Annotated in this window: 18 protein-coding genes and 3 tRNA genes; 11 read left to right on the top strand and 10 right to left on the bottom strand. The window is 54.3% G+C overall.

Features of this window, described 5'->3' with window-relative positions; genetic code table 11:
* Positions 1–70: 70 nt before the first annotated feature.
* The 5 genes from pgsA (at position 71) to nadB (ending at position 2,882) form a co-directional block, all read left to right on the top strand.
* Positions 71–619: a CDP-diacylglycerol--glycerol-3-phosphate 3-phosphatidyltransferase gene (gene pgsA, locus ACWI0H_RS13810; protein ID WP_035566621.1), complete on the top strand. Its 549-nt coding sequence runs from the start codon at positions 71–73 to the stop codon at positions 617–619.
* An 84-nt stretch (positions 620–703) separates the two neighbouring features.
* Positions 704–778, top strand: a tRNA-Gly gene (locus ACWI0H_RS13815).
* A gap of 77 nt (positions 779–855) precedes the next feature.
* Positions 856–929, top strand: a tRNA-Cys gene (locus ACWI0H_RS13820).
* Between the two features lie 66 nt (positions 930–995).
* Positions 996–1,082 (top strand) — tRNA-Leu (locus tag ACWI0H_RS13825).
* A gap of 216 nt (positions 1,083–1,298) precedes the next feature.
* Positions 1,299–2,882, top strand: a complete 1,584-nt coding sequence (gene nadB / locus ACWI0H_RS13830; protein WP_485873726.1) for an L-aspartate oxidase — start codon at positions 1,299–1,301, stop codon at positions 2,880–2,882.
* A gap of 9 nt (positions 2,883–2,891) precedes the next feature.
* Here the strand turns inward: nadB and ACWI0H_RS13835 are convergent, their stop codons facing one another.
* Positions 2,892–3,323: a hypothetical protein gene (locus ACWI0H_RS13835; RefSeq protein ID WP_485873727.1), complete on the bottom strand. Its 432-nt coding sequence runs from the start codon at positions 3,321–3,323 to the stop codon at positions 2,892–2,894.
* Positions 3,283–3,576 carry an FAD assembly factor SdhE gene (locus tag ACWI0H_RS13840; RefSeq protein WP_008959539.1) on the bottom strand — a complete coding sequence of 98 codons (294 nt, stop codon included), beginning with the start codon at positions 3,574–3,576 and terminating at the stop codon, positions 3,283–3,285. Before ACWI0H_RS13840 ends, ACWI0H_RS13835 begins: the two co-directional genes overlap by 41 nt.
* Before the next feature lie 206 nt (positions 3,577–3,782).
* Here ACWI0H_RS13840 and ACWI0H_RS13845 point away from each other — a divergent pair, with 206 nt between their 5' ends.
* The 3 genes from ACWI0H_RS13845 to lapB all read left to right on the top strand — a co-directional run bounded on the left by ACWI0H_RS13845 (position 3,783) and on the right by lapB (position 5,689).
* Positions 3,783–4,079, top strand: coding sequence for an integration host factor subunit beta (locus ACWI0H_RS13845; RefSeq protein ID WP_008959540.1), 297 nt, complete (start codon positions 3,783–3,785; stop codon positions 4,077–4,079).
* A gap of 98 nt (positions 4,080–4,177) precedes the next feature.
* Entirely contained in the window at positions 4,178–4,483 is a 306-nt protein-coding gene (locus tag ACWI0H_RS13850) for a lipopolysaccharide assembly protein LapA domain-containing protein (RefSeq protein WP_339883030.1), read from the top strand.
* Entirely contained in the window at positions 4,484–5,689 is a 1,206-nt protein-coding gene (lapB, locus tag ACWI0H_RS13855) for a lipopolysaccharide assembly protein LapB (protein ID WP_485873728.1), read from the top strand. It abuts the gene before it with no gap.
* A 21-nt stretch (positions 5,690–5,710) separates the two neighbouring features.
* Here lapB and pyrF read toward each other — a convergent pair whose 3' ends face one another.
* Positions 5,711–6,412: an orotidine-5'-phosphate decarboxylase gene (gene pyrF / locus ACWI0H_RS13860; RefSeq protein ID WP_485873729.1), complete on the bottom strand. Its 702-nt coding sequence runs from the start codon at positions 6,410–6,412 to the stop codon at positions 5,711–5,713.
* A gap of 286 nt (positions 6,413–6,698) precedes the next feature.
* Between pyrF and ACWI0H_RS13865 the strand changes: the two genes are divergently transcribed.
* On the top strand, positions 6,699–6,983 hold the full coding sequence (locus ACWI0H_RS13865; RefSeq protein WP_485873730.1) for a ComEA family DNA-binding protein: 285 nt from the start codon (positions 6,699–6,701) through the stop codon (positions 6,981–6,983).
* 80 nt (positions 6,984–7,063) lie between these two features.
* On the opposite strand, the gene prpD is transcribed toward ACWI0H_RS13865, so the two are convergent.
* From prpD to ACWI0H_RS13895, 6 genes are all read right to left on the bottom strand, one after another.
* Positions 7,064–8,560, bottom strand: coding sequence for a 2-methylcitrate dehydratase (gene prpD / locus ACWI0H_RS13870; protein WP_485873731.1), 1,497 nt, complete (start codon positions 8,558–8,560; stop codon positions 7,064–7,066).
* Positions 8,561–8,617: 57 nt separating this feature from the next.
* Entirely contained in the window at positions 8,618–9,817 is a 1,200-nt protein-coding gene (gene prpF / locus ACWI0H_RS13875) for a 2-methylaconitate cis-trans isomerase PrpF (RefSeq protein WP_485873732.1), read from the bottom strand.
* 98 nt (positions 9,818–9,915) lie between these two features.
* Positions 9,916–12,525, bottom strand: a complete 2,610-nt coding sequence (gene acnD, locus ACWI0H_RS13880) for a Fe/S-dependent 2-methylisocitrate dehydratase AcnD (protein ID WP_485873733.1) — start codon at positions 12,523–12,525, stop codon at positions 9,916–9,918.
* A 66-nt stretch (positions 12,526–12,591) separates the two neighbouring features.
* Positions 12,592–13,719 (bottom strand): bifunctional 2-methylcitrate synthase/citrate synthase, encoded by a 1,128-nt coding sequence (gene prpC, locus ACWI0H_RS13885; protein WP_485873734.1) that lies wholly within the window; start codon positions 13,717–13,719, stop codon positions 12,592–12,594.
* Positions 13,720–13,948: 229 nt separating this feature from the next.
* Positions 13,949–14,839, bottom strand: coding sequence for a methylisocitrate lyase (prpB, locus tag ACWI0H_RS13890; protein WP_336274293.1), 891 nt, complete (start codon positions 14,837–14,839; stop codon positions 13,949–13,951).
* Positions 14,840–14,894: 55 nt separating this feature from the next.
* Entirely contained in the window at positions 14,895–15,587 is a 693-nt protein-coding gene (locus ACWI0H_RS13895) for a GntR family transcriptional regulator (protein WP_336274343.1), read from the bottom strand.
* A 347-nt stretch (positions 15,588–15,934) separates the two neighbouring features.
* Between ACWI0H_RS13895 and pabB the strand changes: the two genes are divergently transcribed.
* Both pabB and ACWI0H_RS13905 read left to right on the top strand, forming a co-directional pair.
* The gene (gene pabB, locus ACWI0H_RS13900) at positions 15,935–17,290 is read left to right on the top strand and encodes an aminodeoxychorismate synthase component I (RefSeq protein WP_336274292.1); all 1,356 of its coding nucleotides are present in this window, start codon (positions 15,935–15,937) and stop codon (positions 17,288–17,290) included.
* Between the two features lie 117 nt (positions 17,291–17,407).
* Positions 17,408–18,028 (top strand): phosphoadenosine phosphosulfate reductase domain-containing protein, encoded by a 621-nt coding sequence (locus tag ACWI0H_RS13905; protein ID WP_336274291.1) that lies wholly within the window; start codon positions 17,408–17,410, stop codon positions 18,026–18,028.
* Positions 18,029–18,041: 13 nt separating this feature from the next.
* Here ACWI0H_RS13905 and cysB read toward each other — a convergent pair whose 3' ends face one another.
* The gene (cysB, locus tag ACWI0H_RS13910; protein WP_008959553.1) at positions 18,042–19,016 is read right to left on the bottom strand and encodes an HTH-type transcriptional regulator CysB; all 975 of its coding nucleotides are present in this window, start codon (positions 19,014–19,016) and stop codon (positions 18,042–18,044) included.
* Between the last annotated feature and the right edge of the window lie 33 nt (positions 19,017–19,049).

The raw sequence follows: 19,049 nt of genomic DNA on the forward strand, positions 1-19,049 counted from the left end.
GCCAAGGGGGATAGAATAAGCGCCAGACACTTCGAATCCTCTGATTTTCCGGCAAGGATCGCACCCTGCGATGAATATACCCAACATACTGACACTGGCGAGAATCGCCTTTATTCCGCTGCTAGTGGTGCTGTTTTATCTGCCCTTCAGTTGGAGCATGCCTATAGCGGCTGGCCTATTTGCGTTAGCGTCCGTCACCGACTGGCTGGATGGCTATTTAGCGCGGCGCTGGAATCAGTCAACGCCATTTGGCGCTTTTCTAGATCCAGTGGCCGACAAACTTATGGTCGTCGTGGCCCTGGCGCTATTAATAGAGCGCTATGACACACTGGTACTCACGCTCCCAGCACTGGTGATTATTGGTCGTGAAATTGTCATTTCGGCGCTGCGTGAATGGATGGCCGAAATGGGCAAGCGTGGCATGGTGGCCGTGTCCTGGGTGGGCAAATTGAAAACAACACTACAAATGGTGTCACTGCTAATCTTGCTGGCGCTTCCACCAGCGCACGAATTTGCGCTGTTAGGAATTATGGTGCTCTATGCCGCTGCTATTCTCACGTTATGGTCCATGATCCAGTACTTGAAAGCCGCCTGGCCACATCTTAGCCGCTCAATGTAAGCTGCTGATAAGTAAATAATGAACACGCGCCAATTCATTGATTGACAAGCTGGCGGTGATCCGTATAATTCGCCCTCGAGTCGAGCGGGAATAGCTCAGTGGTAGAGCATCGCCTTGCCAAGGCGAGGGTCGGGAGTTCGAATCTCCTTTCCCGCTCCAAAGCGAAATTGAAGACGAGGTCGTAAGCTGGAACGCCAGCCCGGTCGAATCTACTTTCTCGCTTCAACGACTTTTGAGGCTGGATGGCAGAGTGGTTATGCAGCGGACTGCAACTCCGTGTACGCCGGTTCGATTCCGACTCCAGCCTCCATCTTTGTGTAGCAGTGATGTTTAAGTAGCACGAAACAGCATTGCGATGTGATTTTTGTGATGTATAGCCCGGATGGCGAAATCGGTAGACGCAAGAGACTTAAAATCTCTCGGGGGCAACCCCGTGCCGGTTCAAGTCCGGCTCCGGGCACCACTTCTTGTTTTATCTTTCCACAGTTATAAACTGTAACTCCCCCCCTTTTTCTGTTCTCTTTTTTACGCTGTAGTTTGCCGCCTTTTTTGTGTCCAAACATCGCTAAACGCTCATCGTCACGCTATGATGCCTGCCGTTTAATGGTTAGCGCTAAGCGGACTAGTCATATCTAAGATATACAAGCTTTTGGTCGGCATGATGAAAGGAGCGGGCACTATGAGCACGCCAATATCCGATGTACTTATCATTGGCGGTGGCGTCGCAGGGCTAACCCTTGCTCTGGAAATGGCTGATCATCAAACAGTCACCTTAGTTCGCCCCGCTCAAGACGACCAAGGCGCCAGCCGCTGGGCACAAGGCGGCATTGCTGCAGTACTCTCGCCCGATGACGATCTCGATGCACATATTAACGACACCTTGATCGCAGGCGATGGATTATGTGATGTCGAGGCGGTTCGCTTTACCGTCACCCACGGCCCTGCTGCTATTCAATGGCTGATTGATAAAGGCGTTCCTTTTACGCCGGAGACCGACCCCGCCGCCCGGTACCCCTATCACCTAACCCGCGAAGGCGGCCACAATGCCCGGCGTATTATCCACGCGGATGATGCCACCGGCCGCGCCGTGGTGGATACACTGTTAAACAACGTGGCGCAGCACCCCAACATTACCCAGCGCAACGACCTCACCATGGTGGGATTACTGCAGGATGAACAGGGCACCTGCCGCGGCGCCTATGGCAGCGATGCTAACCTGCAGTGGCACTCGCTCATTGCGCGTCATACTGTATTAGCGACCGGCGGGGCCAGTGGTCTTTACCGTCACACCACCACGCCAGCTCCTAGCAGCGGCGAAGGCATGATGATGGCTGCCGAACTAGGCGCTTGCTTGATGAACCTTGAGTTTCAGCAGTTTCACCCGACCTGCCTCTTTGATCCGGAAGGCCCGGCGTTCTTAATTAGCGAAGCGGTTCGCGGTGAAGGCGGCCATTTGCTCAATGAAAATGGGCAGCGCTTTATGCTGGCGCTGGATCAACGCGCAGAGCTCGCCCCCCGCGATGTAGTGGCTCGTGCTATTGACGCCGAAATACAGCGTGGCACGCGGGGCCATGTATGGCTGGATATTCGCCATTTAGGTAAGCAGGCAATTCACCACCATTTCCCCACTATTCTGGCCCATTGCGCCTCGCGCGGCATTGATATTACCCAGCAAGCTATTCCGGTAGTACCTGCGGCACACTATAGTTGCGGCGGTGTCGCAACCAACCTGCAAGGCGCCACTCATGTCATGAACCTATATGCCATTGGCGAAACGGCCTGCACGGGCCTACATGGTGCCAACCGGATGGCCAGCAATTCATTGCTAGAATGCCTAGTGTTTGCACGCAGTTGTGCTCGTGCTCTACTGGCCCAAGATGACCTCACACCCGTAGAGAAATTTCAGCCCCCTACCTTCCCGGCAACAGCCACTTTACCCACAGTAATGCTTAGCGATATCCGCCAACGCATGCGGGCCATCATGAGCCAGCATGTCTCCATTGTGCGTAACGCGACAGGGCTAAATACGGCTCAAAAGCAGCTGAAGGTACTGTTAAATTCGTTGGAAGAAGTAGAAAGCGCATTAGCAGCCCCGGAAGGTAAACGCTTATATCAAGCCCTGCAGTTAGCACGCCTAACGGTACTTGCGGCTCAACAGCGGCATGAGTCGCGTGGCTTGCACTACACCACGGATTGGCCACAGCAGCAGACGATAGCCGCTGCTTCGACACTGACTTTGCAAGATTTAGAAAAAAGGCGCTAGATCACGGCACTATTGGCCAGGGCGATGAAATAACTTGCGTACTTCGCGCAATTGCTCAGAAGGAGCGCTATCAGGCCATAACCAAACCCGCTGCTTACCAACATAAAGCCCTATTAACCAGGGCCCTAAATAATCGCAGCGCACTTGATACTCCTTATTGTTAAGCTCGTTCAGCGGTTGGTCGTTCTCAGCAGGCCGCTGCTCGCACGGCAACCAGCGGCCATAAAACAGCGAGCCTGTTGATATCAAAGAGAGCACTCCTGTCGGTTGACGCTGATAACCACGCCATACAAGAGCACCCCCAACCACGGCTACAGTCACTACCGCTGGCTTGCCCCCAACCCAGTAGCTAAGCCCCGCTATTCCAATCAACAGACAGCACTGCGTTAACCACCACTGCCTAGAGGGTACGATAGGCAGAATTATCGGTGGTTTCAGCATGTTCAACAATCATTTGTACGATACGCCGCTGGCTAGGTTCTTCAGGCCACTCTCGGTGCATTAGCCAGACAAACAAGTCCTGGTCTTCACCTTCAATTAGCTGCTGATAGGCCAGTTGATCCGCTTCGCTAATATGATCAAAACGCTGTTCAAGAAACGGAATTAGCAGAAGGTCTAGCTCCCACATACCGCGACGCGAGTGCCAATAAAGCCGTTTGCGCAAAATGGCTGCAGGGGAATTGTCGTCGTTCAACGTCAGCCGCTCCGATCAAATAAATGAAGCACCAGTATACCTAAGCTGTGGGGTCGCGCCAGCGCCCTCCTTCGCCTATGCTATTAATCAGTCTAGAACCTTGTTTTATCTGAATTGTTTTATACTGAATTGAGCAGTATGCTGAATTTGATGTGAGTGAGGCCGAGAGCGCGTCACGGCCTTCAATGTTCGCAGGGAGCTAACCGATGACTAAATCTGAATTAATCGAACAAATTGCGATGCGTCAGCCGGAATTGTCCGCCAAAGATGTTGAAACAGCGGTGCGTATTATCCTGGACGACATGACGGATTCTCTCGCCAGCGGTGGTCGCGTTGAGATCCGTGGCTTCGGCAGCTTTTCTTTGCACTACCGGGAACCGCGCGTAGGGCGTAACCCAAAAACAGGCGATGCGGTTGATCTTGAAGGCAAATATGTACCGCATTTCAAGCCTGGGAAAGAGCTACGTGAACAGGTAGACGCTAGTCGCGCACTCGGCTATTAGAGGCGGCTTTTGCGTTATCCGACCTTCTTCGGGATGACGCCGTCGCTTGAGTCGTACACAATAGCGCTACCGTGAACGTCACAGACTAGGAAACTCACATGCGTTGGATCAAAGGGCTTATTCTGGCCATTATTTTGCTGATAGTAGTGCTCGTAGGTATTTTGTTTGCCGTTAACAATCAGCAAACGATTGCTTTGAACCTTATTTGGCTGGAACTGCCAGCCGTATCGCTCTCTGTTTGGTTATTGGCGACACTGGTGTTTGGCGTCGTACTGGGCATGCTGGCCATGCTAGGTGTATATGTCCGTCTAAAAGCAACATTGGCCCGTAGCCAGCGCCATAACAAGCAGCAACGCAAAGAGCTTGATAGCTTGCGAACCCAGGAGTTCAAGGAACTAGCATAAATGCTGGATGTCGCGCTGCTAAGCGTATTGTTGGTCGCTATCGCCATCGGTTATGGCTTGGGCTACCACCAAGCTGGACGCCGTCGACATCGCTCTCTATCGCCCTCAGCGCCCTCACAGGCACTGTCGAGAGATTACTTTGTCGGGCTAAACTATCTCCTTAACGAGCAGCCCGACGAAGCGATCAACACGTTCATCAACGTGCTAGCCGTTAACAGCGATACGGTGGATACTCACATTGCTCTTGGCAAACTTTTTCGCGCCCGTGGCGAGGCGGATAAAGCGGTCAGTATTCACCAAAACCTCTTAGCGCGTCCTGCGCTGTCGCAGTATACCAATGAACAAATCCAGCTGGAGCTTGCCCGAGATTTCATGTCGCTGGGGGTACACGATCGCTCGCAGCGTCTTCTTAACACGCTACTGGAACACAGCAGCGACGATGAACTCCGCTATGCTGCCAAACAGCTACTGGTGGATTTATTAGAGCGTGAAAAGGCTTGGCACCAAGCATTAGAAGTAATTCAACCGCTGTTTAAACAGCACCCAAAGCTGCGGCGCCCTGCCGCGCATTGGCTGTGCGAACTGGCCATTGAGGAGATCAGCGAAGCCAGTCGAGCGCTTGCTAAAAAGCACCTGAAAAAAGCCCTACAGCTAGATGAAAGTTGCGTTCGCGCCACCCTGCTTTTGGCTGAATTAGAGATGGATAACGGCCACTATGGGCGCGCTATTGAGCGATTAGATAATATCCCGCGCCAGGAAATAGCCCATATTCCTACCATGCTGCCTGCTCTTAAAAATGCCTATTTGCGTCGTAACGATGTAGCGGGGTTTGAGGCGCACCTTTACCGCCTGCTTGAGCAAGCGCCCTACACCAGCATTATTATTGCACTAGGACAGCTCGTGCATCAGCGCGACGGCGTCGACAAAGCCATTGAGTTGATCGGCGAACGGTTGCGCGCAGTGCCAAGCTTGGGCGGGCTGGATTATTTGATCGACCTGTATATTGAGAGCCAGCGGCTAAACGGAAAATCCTCTCCTGACACGCGTTTATTGCTGCTAAAACACCACACCGATGCGCTTTTGCTTAATCGCACCCGCCACCGCTGCCGACACTGTGGATTTGCGAGTGATGCGCTCCAGTGGCAATGCCCCAGTTGCCGCTACTGGGGGACTATCAAGCCAGTTATCGGCGTAGAAGGTGAATAGCGACAGAATAAACAGCGCCGTTTATGCAATCGCTAGTTCGGCCTCAATCGCCTCAAGAGCTATCATAGGGTCTGCGGCCTGAGTAACGGGTCGGCCAATAACTAAATGCGTGCTTCCTGCCTGTATAGCTTGGCTAGGCGTCATAATCCGTTGCTGATCATTAGTCGCTGCAAAACTAGGGCGAATTCCAGGGGTTACTTTTAAGAACGAATCACCACAAAGTGTTTTAATTCGAGCGGACTCTTGAGCCGAACAGACAACACCGTGTAAGCCGCTTTGCTTCGCCAGCAGCGCTAAGCGCTCTACATGCTCAGCCAGCGCTGCATTAATACCAACATCTGCTAAGTCCTCGGCCTGCATGCTGGTCAATACGGTAACCGCAATTAAGTAGGTGCTTAAACCGTGTTGCTCCAGACGCTGCATAGCCGCCTCCATCATCCGCTGACCGCCACTGGCATGAACATTGACCATCCAAACACCCTGCTCCGCCGCTGCCTGCACGGCGCTGGCAACCGTGTTGGGTATATCGTGAAATTTAAGGTCCAAAAACACCTCAAAACCACGTCCATGCAACGCTTCAAGCACGGCGGGGCCACTGCGAGTAAACAACTCTTTACCTACTTTAACGCGGCAGCGGGCAGGGTCTAACTGATCAGCCATGCACAGCGCCGCATCTAGCGAAGGGTAGTCAAGCGCAATAATGATCGGGGATTCAGTGGCCATATAGTTGCTCCGAAAGTAGTTTTTGTCATTATACCAGCCTCTCACCCCTCCTCGCCTCCTCACCTCCTCACCTCCTCACAATGTAAGCTATTTGCCATAGAGCTATAGCTAAAAACTTACAACCGCTGTCGTACATCGCTGACATATTCACTCATTAAAAAAAGCTAAGTTGATAGTGCAGCAGCGTTCATAACGCTAAACGACAATTCAGGCGCATAACATCACCTCCTCTGAACTTCGCGCACCACATCTATGACACCAAATGTTATTAAAAGGATTATCGAGGATGAACATGACTATTAAAGGAACCTTAGCCGCACTTCTGCTTAGCATTAGCTTGGGACTTTCCAGTGGCGTGCTGGCACAAGAAGTGGCGCCTATCAATGTGAATTCCGCCGATGCTGAACTGCTGGCCGAATTACCGGGCATTGGCCCAAGCCGAGCAGAAGCCATTATTGAAGAGCGCGAAACCAATGGTGCCTTTGAAAGCGCTGAAGACCTTGAACGTGTCAGCGGCATTGGGCCTGCCACCGTCGATCGCATGCGCGATCAAGTAACGTTTGAAGAGTAATTTAACGGTGCAAACGACCATAACCCGGTAGCGCTTAAGCGCACCGGGTATTTTTAGTGAGATGTATTGAGCACCAAGGGCTAAATGATCCACTCACCCATAAATTTGTGTACAGGTAACGCTTCAAGCGTTGGCTGATGGCTGCATAGATCAACAATTTTTTGGCAACGACTTGCTGGAAATCGCATCGCCAAGTGTCGCTTAAACTTATCAACTAACAGTGGCATACCCTCTTCACGCCGGCGCCGGTGGCCTAAGGGATACTCCACCACGGCTTTATCTGTCGCACTACCATCCTTAAAAAAAACCTGCACTGCGTTAGCGATAGAGCGCTTCTCAGGGTCGTGGTAATCCGCCGAATACTCGGCGTTTTCCTCTACCACCATCTTGCCCCGCAGCTCATCAATCAGCGGATGAGCCGCGTGAAAGCTATCTTCATAATGATCAGCGGTCAGCTCGCCAAAGATAAGCGGCACCGCGGTCATGTACTGCAAGCAGTGGTCGCGGTCCGCTGGGTTAGCGAGCGCCCCGGTTTTAGAAATGATACGGATAGCCGAATCATGAGTGGTCAACACGATCTTATCGACATCAGCCAAGCGATCTTTCACCTGCGGATGAAGGACTACCGCAGCTTCACAAGCCGTTTGAGCATGAAACTCAGCAGGGAAAGCGATCTTGAACAGGATATTTTCCATCACATAGCTGCCAAACTCGCGCTGGAAACGCAGCCGACGCTCCGCTGCTGGCTTCAGACTCAAATCTTTATTGGCGTGGCTAAATAGTACATCGTAGAAGCCCCATTGGGGCGCCGACAGCGCGCTGGGAACACCCATTTCACCGCGCAGGGCGATATCCGCCAAGCGCACACCCCGTGAAGTGGCGTCCCCCGCGGCCCAGCTTTTCCGCGAACCTGCGTTGGGCGCATGACGATAAGTTCGCAGGCTCTGACCATCGACCCATGCATGGGAAAGCGCCGACAGCACCTGCTCACGATTGGCGCCCAGCAACTTGGCGGCCACCGCAGTAGACGCCACCTTTACTAATACCACGTGATCAAGTCCAACCCGATTAAAGCTGTTTTCCAGCGCCAGTACACCCTGTATTTCATGGGCCATAACCATTGCTTCAAGCACATCACGCATCACAAGCGGTGCTTCACCTTGAGCAACTCGCCGCTGAGAGAGGTGATCGGCTACCGCCAGAATGGCCCCAAGATTATCGGAGGGGTGGCCCCACTCGGCGGCAAGCCAGGTATCGTTATAGTCCAGCCAGCGGATGATACAGCCGATATCCCATGCCGCTTTGACTGGATCAAGACGCAGCGTTGTGCCTGGGACTCGCGCTCCAAACGGCACCACCGTGCCTTCAACTATCGGCCCAAGGTGCTTGGTACACTCCGGAAAGCGTAGTGCCAAGAGCCCACAGCCAAGCGTATCCATCAGGCAGTAACGCGCAGTCTCCAGCGCCTCTTGGGAACCCACCTGATAGTTCAGGACATAATCGGCAATGGCCTGCAGCTCGGGATCGTAATCGGGCCGCTCATTGGCTTCGGATGTGGCAGATGGTCTGGTAGACATAGCGCTCTCTCCTACTGTTGAATCACCTACTCCTCAGTATGGCTCAAGGAACCCGCCCTAAAAGCTGTCCCCAGGAATTCTCACCACTCCTTCCATCAATACCCGGGCACTACGGCTCATCACCGCCTGCTCGATATGCCACCGCCCCTCGTTCAAGCTTGCTTCAGCGCCAACCCGCAGGCTGCCAGAAGGGTGTCCAAAAGTGACCGCGTTACGTTGACCGCCACCTCCTGCTGCCAGATTCACCAGCGTGCCTTCAATGGCAGCTGCGGCGGCAATGGCGACGGCGGCCGTGCCCATCATGGCGTGATGCAACTTGCCCATCGAGAGCGCTCGCACCACCAGATCGATATCACTAGCATTCACACTCTTACCGCTCGAAGAGAGGTAATCTACTGGCGGGCCCACAAACGCCACTTTGGGTGTGTGCTGACGGTTAGCGGCCTCACTGATGTCGCTTATCAGCCCCATTCGTAATGCGCCATGGGCACGAATGGCTTCAAACATCGCAAGTGCTTTACCGTCGCCATTGATGACATCCTGAAGCTCGGTACCCACGTAGCCAATATCATCGGCATTAATGAAGATCGTGGGTATCCCGGCATTGATCAGGGTGGCTTTCAACACTCCCACACCTGGGACATCCAGTTCATCGATTAGGTTGCCAGTGGGGAAGATTGCTCCCTCGCCGTCCGCCGGGTCCTTAAAGGCTACTGGAATCTCAGCCGCGGGAAATGTCACTCCATCCAGCTCAAAACCGCCAGTCTCCTGCACCTGACCATTCACGACAGGCACCTGGGAGACAATGGTTTTCTGAATATTGACCTGCCAGATTCTTACCTCGACGACACCATTTTCTGGAATACGTGATGCATCAACTAGGCCATTGGCTATCGCAAAGGGGCCAACCGCCGCCGATAGGTTGCCGCAGTTGCCGCTCCAATCCACATAGGGCTTGTCGATCGAGACTTGGCCAAACAGGTAATCCACATCGTGTTCGGCTGACTCACTTTTCGACAGAATGACGGTCTTGCTGGTACTTGAGGTCGCCCCGCCCATGCCATCGATCTGTTTTTCGTAAGGGTCGGGGCTGCCGATGACGCGCAGTAGCAACTGATCCCGCGCTACGCCCGGTTGCTGGGCTGCTTCGGGTAGATCATTGAGCTTAAAAAATACGCCCTTACTGGTGCCGCCGCGCATATAGGTGGCCGGGATTTTTATCTGCGGCACATGTTTGTTTTGAACTGACTCGCTCATTATTACCACTCCTAAAAATAACCCGGTGCTCTAAGACTGATTCGAAAAGCTAGGTTCGAAAAGCTAAAGACACCGGGTTCTCTTGGCCAGATACGGTTTTAAGCTGCCGTCGATTCGAGGAAATCCTGGGCGAAGCGCTGCAGTACGCCACCAGCGGTGTAAATTGACACCTCCTCGGCGGTATCCAAACGGCACTTCATCGCGACGCTCTCGCTGTCTCCGCTTTGGCGGTGGATTACCAGCGTGAGCATTGCCCCTGGCGAAACGGCGCCTTCGACATCGAAGGTTTCGGTGCCATCCAGAGCGAGTGTCATGCGCGTAGTACCCGGTTCAAACTCCAATGGCATCACCCCCATACCGATCAGATTGGTGCGGTGAATTCGCTCAAAGCCTTCGGCGGCAATCGCTTCTACGCCTGCCAGTGCCACGCCTTTGGCCGCCCAGTCCCGTGAAGAGCCCTGGCCGTAATCCGCCCCGGCAATGATAATCAGCGGCTGCTTACGCGCCATATAGGTTTCAATCGCTTCCCACATTCGGGTCACTTCGCCTTCGGGCTCTACCCGCGCCAACGAACCCTGTTTTACCTTGCCGTCGGCATCGCGCACCATTTCGTTGAACAACTTCGGGTTGGCGAAGGTAGCGCGCTGGGCGGTGAGGTGATCGCCCCGATGGGTAGCGTAGGAGTTGAAGTCCTCTTCTGGCACACCCATCTTGGCCAGGTACTCACCCGCCGCGCTGTTGAGCTGTATCGCGTTGGAGGGAGAGAGATGGTCGGTCGTGATATTGTCCGGCAGGATTGCCAGTGGGCGCATGCCTTTCAGGGTGCGCTCTTTAGCCATATTACCTTCCCAGTAAGGCGGACGGCGGATATAAGTGCTCTGGGGCCGCCAGTCATACAGTGGGCTGACCTGGGCGCGGGCGCTCTTATCCAAGTCGAACATGGGAATATAGGTCTGCCGGAACTGCTCCGGCTTCACCGATGATTTGACGATCGCGTCGATCTCTTCATCCGCTGGCCAGATATCCTTCAAAGTGACGGGGTTCCCCGCCTGATCAACACCTAATGCGTCTTTTTCGATATCAAAGCGAATCGTGCCTGCAATGGCGTAAGCGACCACCAACGGTGGTGATGCCAAAAACGCCTGCTGGGCGTGGGGATGAATACGGCCATCGAAGTTACGATTACCTGAAAGCACGGCGGTTGCGTAGAGGTCGCGCTCAATAATCTCTTGCTGAATTTTTGGGTCCAGCGCTCCAGACATGCCGTTACAGGTGGTGCAGGCGTAGGCGACGACACCGAAGCCGAGATTTTCAAGCTCGCTCATCAAACCGGCTTCTTCCAGGTACATCTTGACGGTTTTCGAGCCCGGCGCCAGCGACGACTTCACCCAGGGTTTACGCAGCAACCCTAGCCGGTTGGCGTTACGGGCGATCAGCCCGGCGGCGACCATGTTGCGCGGGTTGGACGTGTTGGTGCAGCTGGTGATAGCGGCAATAATGACGGCACCATCAGGCATTCTGCCCGCCTTCTCCTCTTCCCGCGCTGCCTCAAGCCCTACCGCAATACCGCGTTGTGCCAGTTCTGAAGTGGGCAAGTGTGCATGAGGATTAGACGGCCCTGCCAGAGTGCGGTGTACCGATGAAAGATCAAAAGTCAGCACCCGCTCGTACTCAACCTCGGTCAAACTGTCCGCCCACAGGCCGGTGTGTTTGGCATAGGTTTCCACCAGCGCCACCTGCTCATCTTCACGGCCGGTAATTTTCAGGTAATCGATGGTTTGACCATCGATGTAGAACATCGCCGCAGTCGCGCCGTATTCGGGGGTCATATTCGAAATCGTGGCGCGATCACCCACGGTGAGCGCATCGGCACCTTCGCCGTAAAATTCCAGATAAGCCCCGACGACGCGCTCTTTACGCAGGAACTCGGTAATCGCCAGCACCATATCGGTGCCGGTAATCCCCGGCTGCAGCTTTCCGGTCAGTTCTACGCCGACGATATCCGGTAAGCGCATCATGGAAGCGCGGCCTAACATCACGCTTTCGGCTTCCAGGCCACCCACGCCCACCGAGATAACGCCCAAGGCATCGACCATGGGCGTATGGCTGTCGGTACCCACACAGGTATCCGGATAGGCAATGCCGTCGCGGTTTTGCACCACCGGTGACATCTTCTCCAGATTGATCTGGTGCATAATGCCGTTGCCGGGGGGAATCACATCGACGTTCTCGAATGCCGTCTTGGTCCAGTTGATAAAATGGAAACGGTCATCGTTGCGACGATCTTCAATGGCACGGTTTTTCTCAAAGGCGCCCTCTTCTGAGCCTGCGTGCTCCACCGCCAATGAGTGATCGACAATCAGTTGGGTGGGCACCACCGGATTAACCTTGGCGGGATCGCCGCCCTTTTCGGCGATGGCGTCACGCAGCCCGGCCAAATCGACCAGTGCGGTTTGGCCGAGGATATCGTGGCAGACGACACGCGCCGGGTACCAAGGAAAATCCAGGTCACTCTTGCGCTCGATCAGCTGTTTCAGCGCATCAGTGAGCAGTGCTGGATCACAGCGGCGCACCAACTGCTCGGCCAGCACACGCGAGGTATAGGGCAGCTGAGCATAGGCACCGGGCTGGATATCTTCCACCGCCTCGCGAGCATCAAAAAATTCAAGCGCTGTGCCAGGCAGGGGTTTACGGTATTGGGTATTCATAACAGGCAGACTCACAAGAAGGGGCTGAAAAAAGCCCGGTAGCCAAGCCACCGGGCATCACGCAGGTCAGTCTCGCGCTTCTATCGGCACCCACTCGCTCTTCTCGGGGCCGGTGTAATCGGCACTGGGGCGGATGATGCGATTATTGGCGCGCTGCTCAAATACGTGTGCCGCCCAGCCAGTCAGCCGCGAACAGACAAAAATCGGCGTGAACAGTTTGGTGGGTATATCCATAAAGTGGTATGCGCTGGCGTGGAAGAAGTCCGCGTTACAGAACAGCTTTTTCTCGCGCCACATTACCGCTTCGACCCGCTCGGAAACCGGGTAAAGCACTTTGTCGCCTACGTCGTCGGAGAGCTTCTTGGACCAGTGCTTGATAATCGCGTTGCGCGGATCGGACTCGCGGTAGATCGCATGACCAAAGCCCATGATCTTGTCCTTGCGCTCCAACATGCCCATGATCTTGCTTTCCGCCTCTTCCGGCGACTGCCAATTCTCGATCATCGCCATGGCCGCTTCGTTGGCGCCGCCATGTAGCGGGCCGCGCAACGAACCAATCGCACCAGTCACGCAGGAGTGCATATCGGAAAGCGTTGAGGCACAAACTCGTGCTGTGAAGGTAGAGGCATTGAATTCGTGCTCGGCGTAAAGAATCAGCGAGACGTTCATGACCCGGGCATGCAGTTCAGAAGCAGGTTCGCCGCGCAGCATATGGAGGAAGTGACCGCCTACCGAGTCATCATCCGTTTCAGTATCAATGCGTACACCGTCATGAGAGAAGCGATACCAGTAGCAAATAATCGAGGGCAGCACCGCTAGCAGGCGGTCGGCCACGTCCTGCTGCTGATCAAAGTTCTCCTCGGTTTCTAGATTGCCCAGCATTGAGGTGCCGGTGCGCATCACATCCATCGGGTGAGCATCTTTAGGAATCTGCTCAAGCACCGTTTTCAGCGCATCGGGCAAACCGCGCAGGTTTTTGAGCTTACTGATGTAGTGATCTAATTCGCCCTGGTTGGGCAGCTTGCCTTTTAGCAGCAGGTAAGCAACCTCTTCAAACTTGGCTTTTTCGGCAAGCTCTTTGATATCAAATCCACGGTAGGTCAGGCCTGAGCCGGTTTTGCCTACTGTGCATAGCGCGGTAGAGCCAGCGCTCTGACCACGTAGTCCTGCACCTGTTGCGGGTTTATCAGCCATGGTGTGTCTCCTAACTCTGCTTTTATTTTAAATTGTGTGTTTCATTTAACTTTCGGCAAGGCAGTCTCGGTGACGAGAGCAGGTTTCCGCGAGGGCGCCGTGAACCCATCCCTGGGCGCTACTTTCGACATCTGACCGCCATGGATGGCGGAAATGCCGGAATCGTCAGGAACATTTTCCGGCCCTGTCGAAAGACCCTCGCTTCAACCTGCCCTCTCACCAGTTGGCCTTACTGGTCTTCGCCTTTTTCAGCAAATAATGCATCGAGCTTTTGTTCAAAGTCGTGGTAGTTCAGAAAATCATAGAGCTCATCGCGGGTCTGCATGATAGGCACGACGTCTTTTTGGTGGCCGTTGTCGAGAATGCTTTGATAGACCTGGAGCGCAGCAGCGTTCATAGCGCGGAACGCGGAGAGCGGGTACAGCACCATGCGGCAGCCAACGTCACCCAACTCGGATTGGGTAAACAGCGGAGTAGCGCCGAATTCGGTGATGTTGGCCAAAATGGGCGCGTTGACCCTTTCACAGAAAGCTTTGTAATCATCCAGCGTGTGAACGGCTTCGGCAAAAATAGCATCCGCCCCCGCTTCAACGCAGGCGTTAGCGCGCTCAATAGCCGCATCAAGGCCCTCTTTTTGAAACGCATCGGTGCGGGCAATCAAATAGAAGTCGGGGTCGACCTTGGCATCAGCGGCGGCTTTGATACGGTCGACCATCTCCTGCTGGGTGACAATTGCCTTATTCGGACGGTGCCCACAGCGCTTTTGCGCGACTTGGTCTTCCATATGTACCGCGGCGACACCAGCACGCTGCATCTCTTTCACAGTGCGGGCGATATTGAAAGCACCGCCCCAGCCGGTATCGATATCCACCAGCAGCGGCAGCTCGGTGGCGCCGCAGATACGGTGGGCATCTTCCACCACATCATTCATGGTTGTCATGCCCAGATCCGGCAAGCCAAACGACGCATTGGCAACACCGCCACCAGAAAGGTAAATCGCTTGGTGACCGACTTTCTCGGCCATCAGCGCGGTGTAGGCATTGATGGTGCCAAGGATTGGCAGCGGGCGGTTAGCCTCTAGCGCGGCCCGAAAGCGGGCGCCGGGAGTCATTTGGGACATGGGCGTTTCTCCTGTTACTCATTTCTACTTATGTTTAGTTATGTTTAACGACGACTTAACGATGAGATTCTGATGCTGACTGTTCGAGGGTCGCTGCATAGCGATCCGCCACATTGGCGCGGGAGGCGCTGACATGACGGCGCATCAACAGCTCGGCCAACTCGGCGTCCCCGGCTTCAATGGCGTCCACAATGCGATGGTGCTCCACGAAAGCCCGCTGCGGTCGCGTGCCACTGGCACTGAATTGGGTGCGATAAAGGCGCACGAGATAGTAGAGGTCATCGCAGAGCAGATTCATTAGCATTTTGTTATGGCTGCCCTGAACAATGCAGTAGTGAAAATCGAGATCGCCTTCGCGCTGGTAGTAAGCTTCGCCGCGCTTCAGGTCGGCCTGGCCTTCGTGTAGCGCTAGTACATCGCGCAAACCCTGAACCTCCTCCGGCGACATATGCTCCGCCGCCAGACGCGCCGCCATACTTTCCAGAGCCTCACGCAGGTCAAACAGCTCTAGAAGCTCTTTCATTGAGAGTTGAACCACGCGCGCGCCTACATGAGGAACTCGCTCAATCAGGCGGTGTGCTTCCAGGCGACGCATCGCTTCGCGCAGCGGCCCGCGTGAAATACCATAGGTCTTGGAAAGCCCCGGTTCAGTGATCTTGCTTCCGGGGGCGAGTTCGCCACGCACGATGGCATCCTGCAATTGATGAAATACCCGCTCTGCGAGCGTGCGTACTTCGGGTACAGCCATTTCCGAGGCGGTTGCCTCAGAACCTGCTGTTGCAGAGGAAGCGTTGGCGGCAGTAGACGAGTTAGAAGCGAGTGTTGCCATGATTAATTGTCGACAATTGAAAAGTAAACAAACTCTAGCGTGTGTTATTTGAACCGTCAACTAGCCTAGATAGCCGATTTTGTACGCCTTTCGTTGTACTGATAGGGACAATCAGATCAGCTCTGTCAACAATCAAGCAGTTATTGTTAGGTAACGAGTGGTGGGTTGCGGTTGCATAGCGTTAAATGCGACAGGCGTCTAACACTGGTGTCATTGCCTACGCCCCTCTAAAATGGCTCGCCCTTTACTGGCGAGGCGTTTGTTTAATGATCAAGGCGTTGTCGATGACTTCCCTGCCCTATTCACCCGACCCCTTGGGCGTATTCGCCTGCCTGCGCGCCAGACCCGGCGCGGTGCTGCTCGATAGTGGTCGCCCGATTGCCAATGGCCGCTTTGATATTATCAGCAGCGACCCCCTGGCTACGCTGGAAGTGACGAGCGACGGCAACCCGAGCCTCTCATCTCACCAGTTCAGCCCTCCATCACACCTAGCCAACGATGCGTTTGCGCTGCAGCAGTGGCTATTGGATCAGTTAGATATCCCTAATGAGCCCAGCGAACTCCCTTTTCTTGGCGGTTTGATTGGCTATTGGGGCTACGATTTAGGACGTAAAACCTTATCCATACCTAGCGGTCAAGCGAGCCCGGTCGCACTACCACAAGCCCGTCTAGGACTTTACGATTGGTGTATTACGCTAGATCACGTGGCCCAGCAGGCATGGTTAATTGCCACGCCGGAACGTCGTGACCAGGTAAAAACCTGGCTTGCCACGTCACCAGACCAGCCAGGCACATTTGCACTTAATAATGCCTTTCAGGCCGAGCTTAGCCATGAACAGTACGTCTCGCGCTTTAACGCCGTGCAGCGCTATATACGGGCGGGAGATTGCTATCAGATCAATTTAGCGCAGCGTTTTTATGCCGACTATGAGGGGGATGAGTGGCAAGCGTACCTGCGATTGCGGCAGGCAACGCCCACGCCTTTTTCGGGCTTCATGGCCTGGGGAGATAAAGCCGTTCTCTCACTTTCGCCGGAGCGTTTTATCCAATGCCGCAATAGAGAAGTCGAAACGCGGCCCATCAAAGGCACCCGTCCGCGGGGCGCAACGCCAGAAGAAGATCAGGCGTTAGCGGAACAGCTATTGAGCAGCACTAAAGACCGCGCTGAAAATGTGATGATCGTTGACCTGTTGCGCAATGACTTAGGCCGCGTGTGTAAGCCTGGCTCCATTCGCGTGCCGCAACTGTGCCGCCTGGAGAGCTACCCCAACGTGCACCACCTGGTTAGCGTCGTGCAGGGAACGCTGGCCGATAGCTATACCCCACTGTCACTTCTTGAAGCCGCTTTTCCCGGCGGCTCGATTACCGGCGCGCCCAAGATTCGCGCCATGCAGATCATTGATGAATTAGAGCCCTGCCAGCGCAGCGTCTATTGCGGCAGCTTAGGTTATGTCGATGTACGCGGGAGTATGGATACCTCCATCGCCATTCGCACGATGGTTGCCGAGGCGGGAAGATTGCATGTATGGGGCGGCGGCGGCTTAGTGGCAGACTCTCAAGCGGACGAAGAGTACACCGAAACATTGGATAAGATTCGCCACCTAATTGGCGCCCTGGAATAAGCAATTAAATTTCTATATCTAAAAGGAATATAAAAGCCTAACTAAACGGTATTGGGGCGTCAGGGGTCGGGTTTGATAGCCTAGTCACCATGACTCTACACCCGAACAGGAGGCAGCATGTCCTCAGAGCTTGAAGCGATCAATAACGAATTTGCTAACAACCCGCAGGGTTTGGTTGAGTGGGCTTTAGTCCAGGGCGCGCGGCCTATCTGCACCACTAACTTTCGCCCTTTTGAGGCGGTGATTCTGCACATGGTCAGCCAGGTACGCCCAGATATACCGATTGTTTGGATGGACAGCGGTTACAACACCGAGGCGACCTATCAATTCGCCGACGAGGTGATAAAACAACTCCACCTCAATATCGTCAGCTTTGTGCCCCGTCGTACCCGCGCCCACCGCGAAGCGCTGGACGGCCCCATGCCGGGCATTGACGACCCGCGCCATGCAGCCTTTACTCAGGAAGTGAAACTCGAACCATTCGAGCGTGCGTTGCGTGAAATGCAGCCTGACGTATGGTTTACCGCGCTACGCGCTGAAGACACCCCCGAACGCGCCAAAATGCAGGCGGTTAGCCGCAACAGCGACGGCCTGTTAAAAGTGGCCCCGCTGCTACAGTGGAGCGCTAAAGATATGTATCAGTACCTACAGGCGCATAACCTACCCAACAACTTTGACTACTTTGACCCCACAAAGGTGGAAGAGAAGCGCGAATGCGGGCTGCATTTACAGCACTGATACTCGCCAAAAATCAATACTCGGGCAGGTCTAAGTCATCAAACAGCGACTGTTCATGGCGTGGGCCTGCTGTTAGCGCTTCATCCACACGGTCACGGGTTAAGTGAGGCGCGAAGCGCTCTAAAAAGTCATACATATAGCCGCGCATAAAAGTGCCACGACGAATACCAATCTTGGTCGTAGAGCTGGCAAACAGATGACTTGCATCCAGTGCTACCAAGTCATCGTCAAGCGCCTCATCCACAGCCATATGCGCCACAATACCCACACCCATTCCCAAGCGCACGTAGGTTTTTATCACATCGGCATCGGCTGCCGTGAGCACTACGTTAGGCGTTAACCCCTTCGCTTTAAAGGCATCATCTAACTGAGAACGACCAGTAAACCCAAACACATAAGTCACCAACGGATGCTCGCCAAGCGCCTCAAGGGTCAACGGGCCATCATGAGTCGCTAAAGGGTGCCCCTTAGGCACCAGTACGCAGCGGTTCCAGCGATAGCATGGCAGCAGTACCAAATCGGTAAACAGCTCCAGTGACTCGGTGGCGATAGCAAAGTCTGCCTGCCCTTCGCTAACCATCTGTGCAATCTGTTTGGGCGTCCCCTGCTGCATATGCAGGGCTACATCAGGGTATTTCAGCGTGAATTCGCTAATGATCGGTGGTAGCGCGTAACGAGCTTGAGTATGTGTGGTTGCAATCGCCAGGCTGCCACGACGCTCGTCGCTATGCTCCTGGGCAACCTGCTTGATATTATCGGTCAGGCGCAGCACTTGCCCGGCCAGTTCAATAATCGATTGGCCAGCAGGCGTTACTCGCGTTAGGTGCTTGCCGCTGCGGGCAAAAATCTCAACGCCAAGCTCGTCTTCCAATAAACGAATTTGTTTGGAGATCCCCGGTTGTGAGGTAAATAGACTTTGCGCTGTGGCTGAGACGTTTAGGTTATGTCGATTGACTTCCCAGATATAGCGTAGCTGTTGTAGCTTCATATCCTCACCTTATTTATTCTCTAAACAGATCTA

The sequence above is a fragment of the Halomonas sp. NYA30 genome (assembly GCF_976980765.1).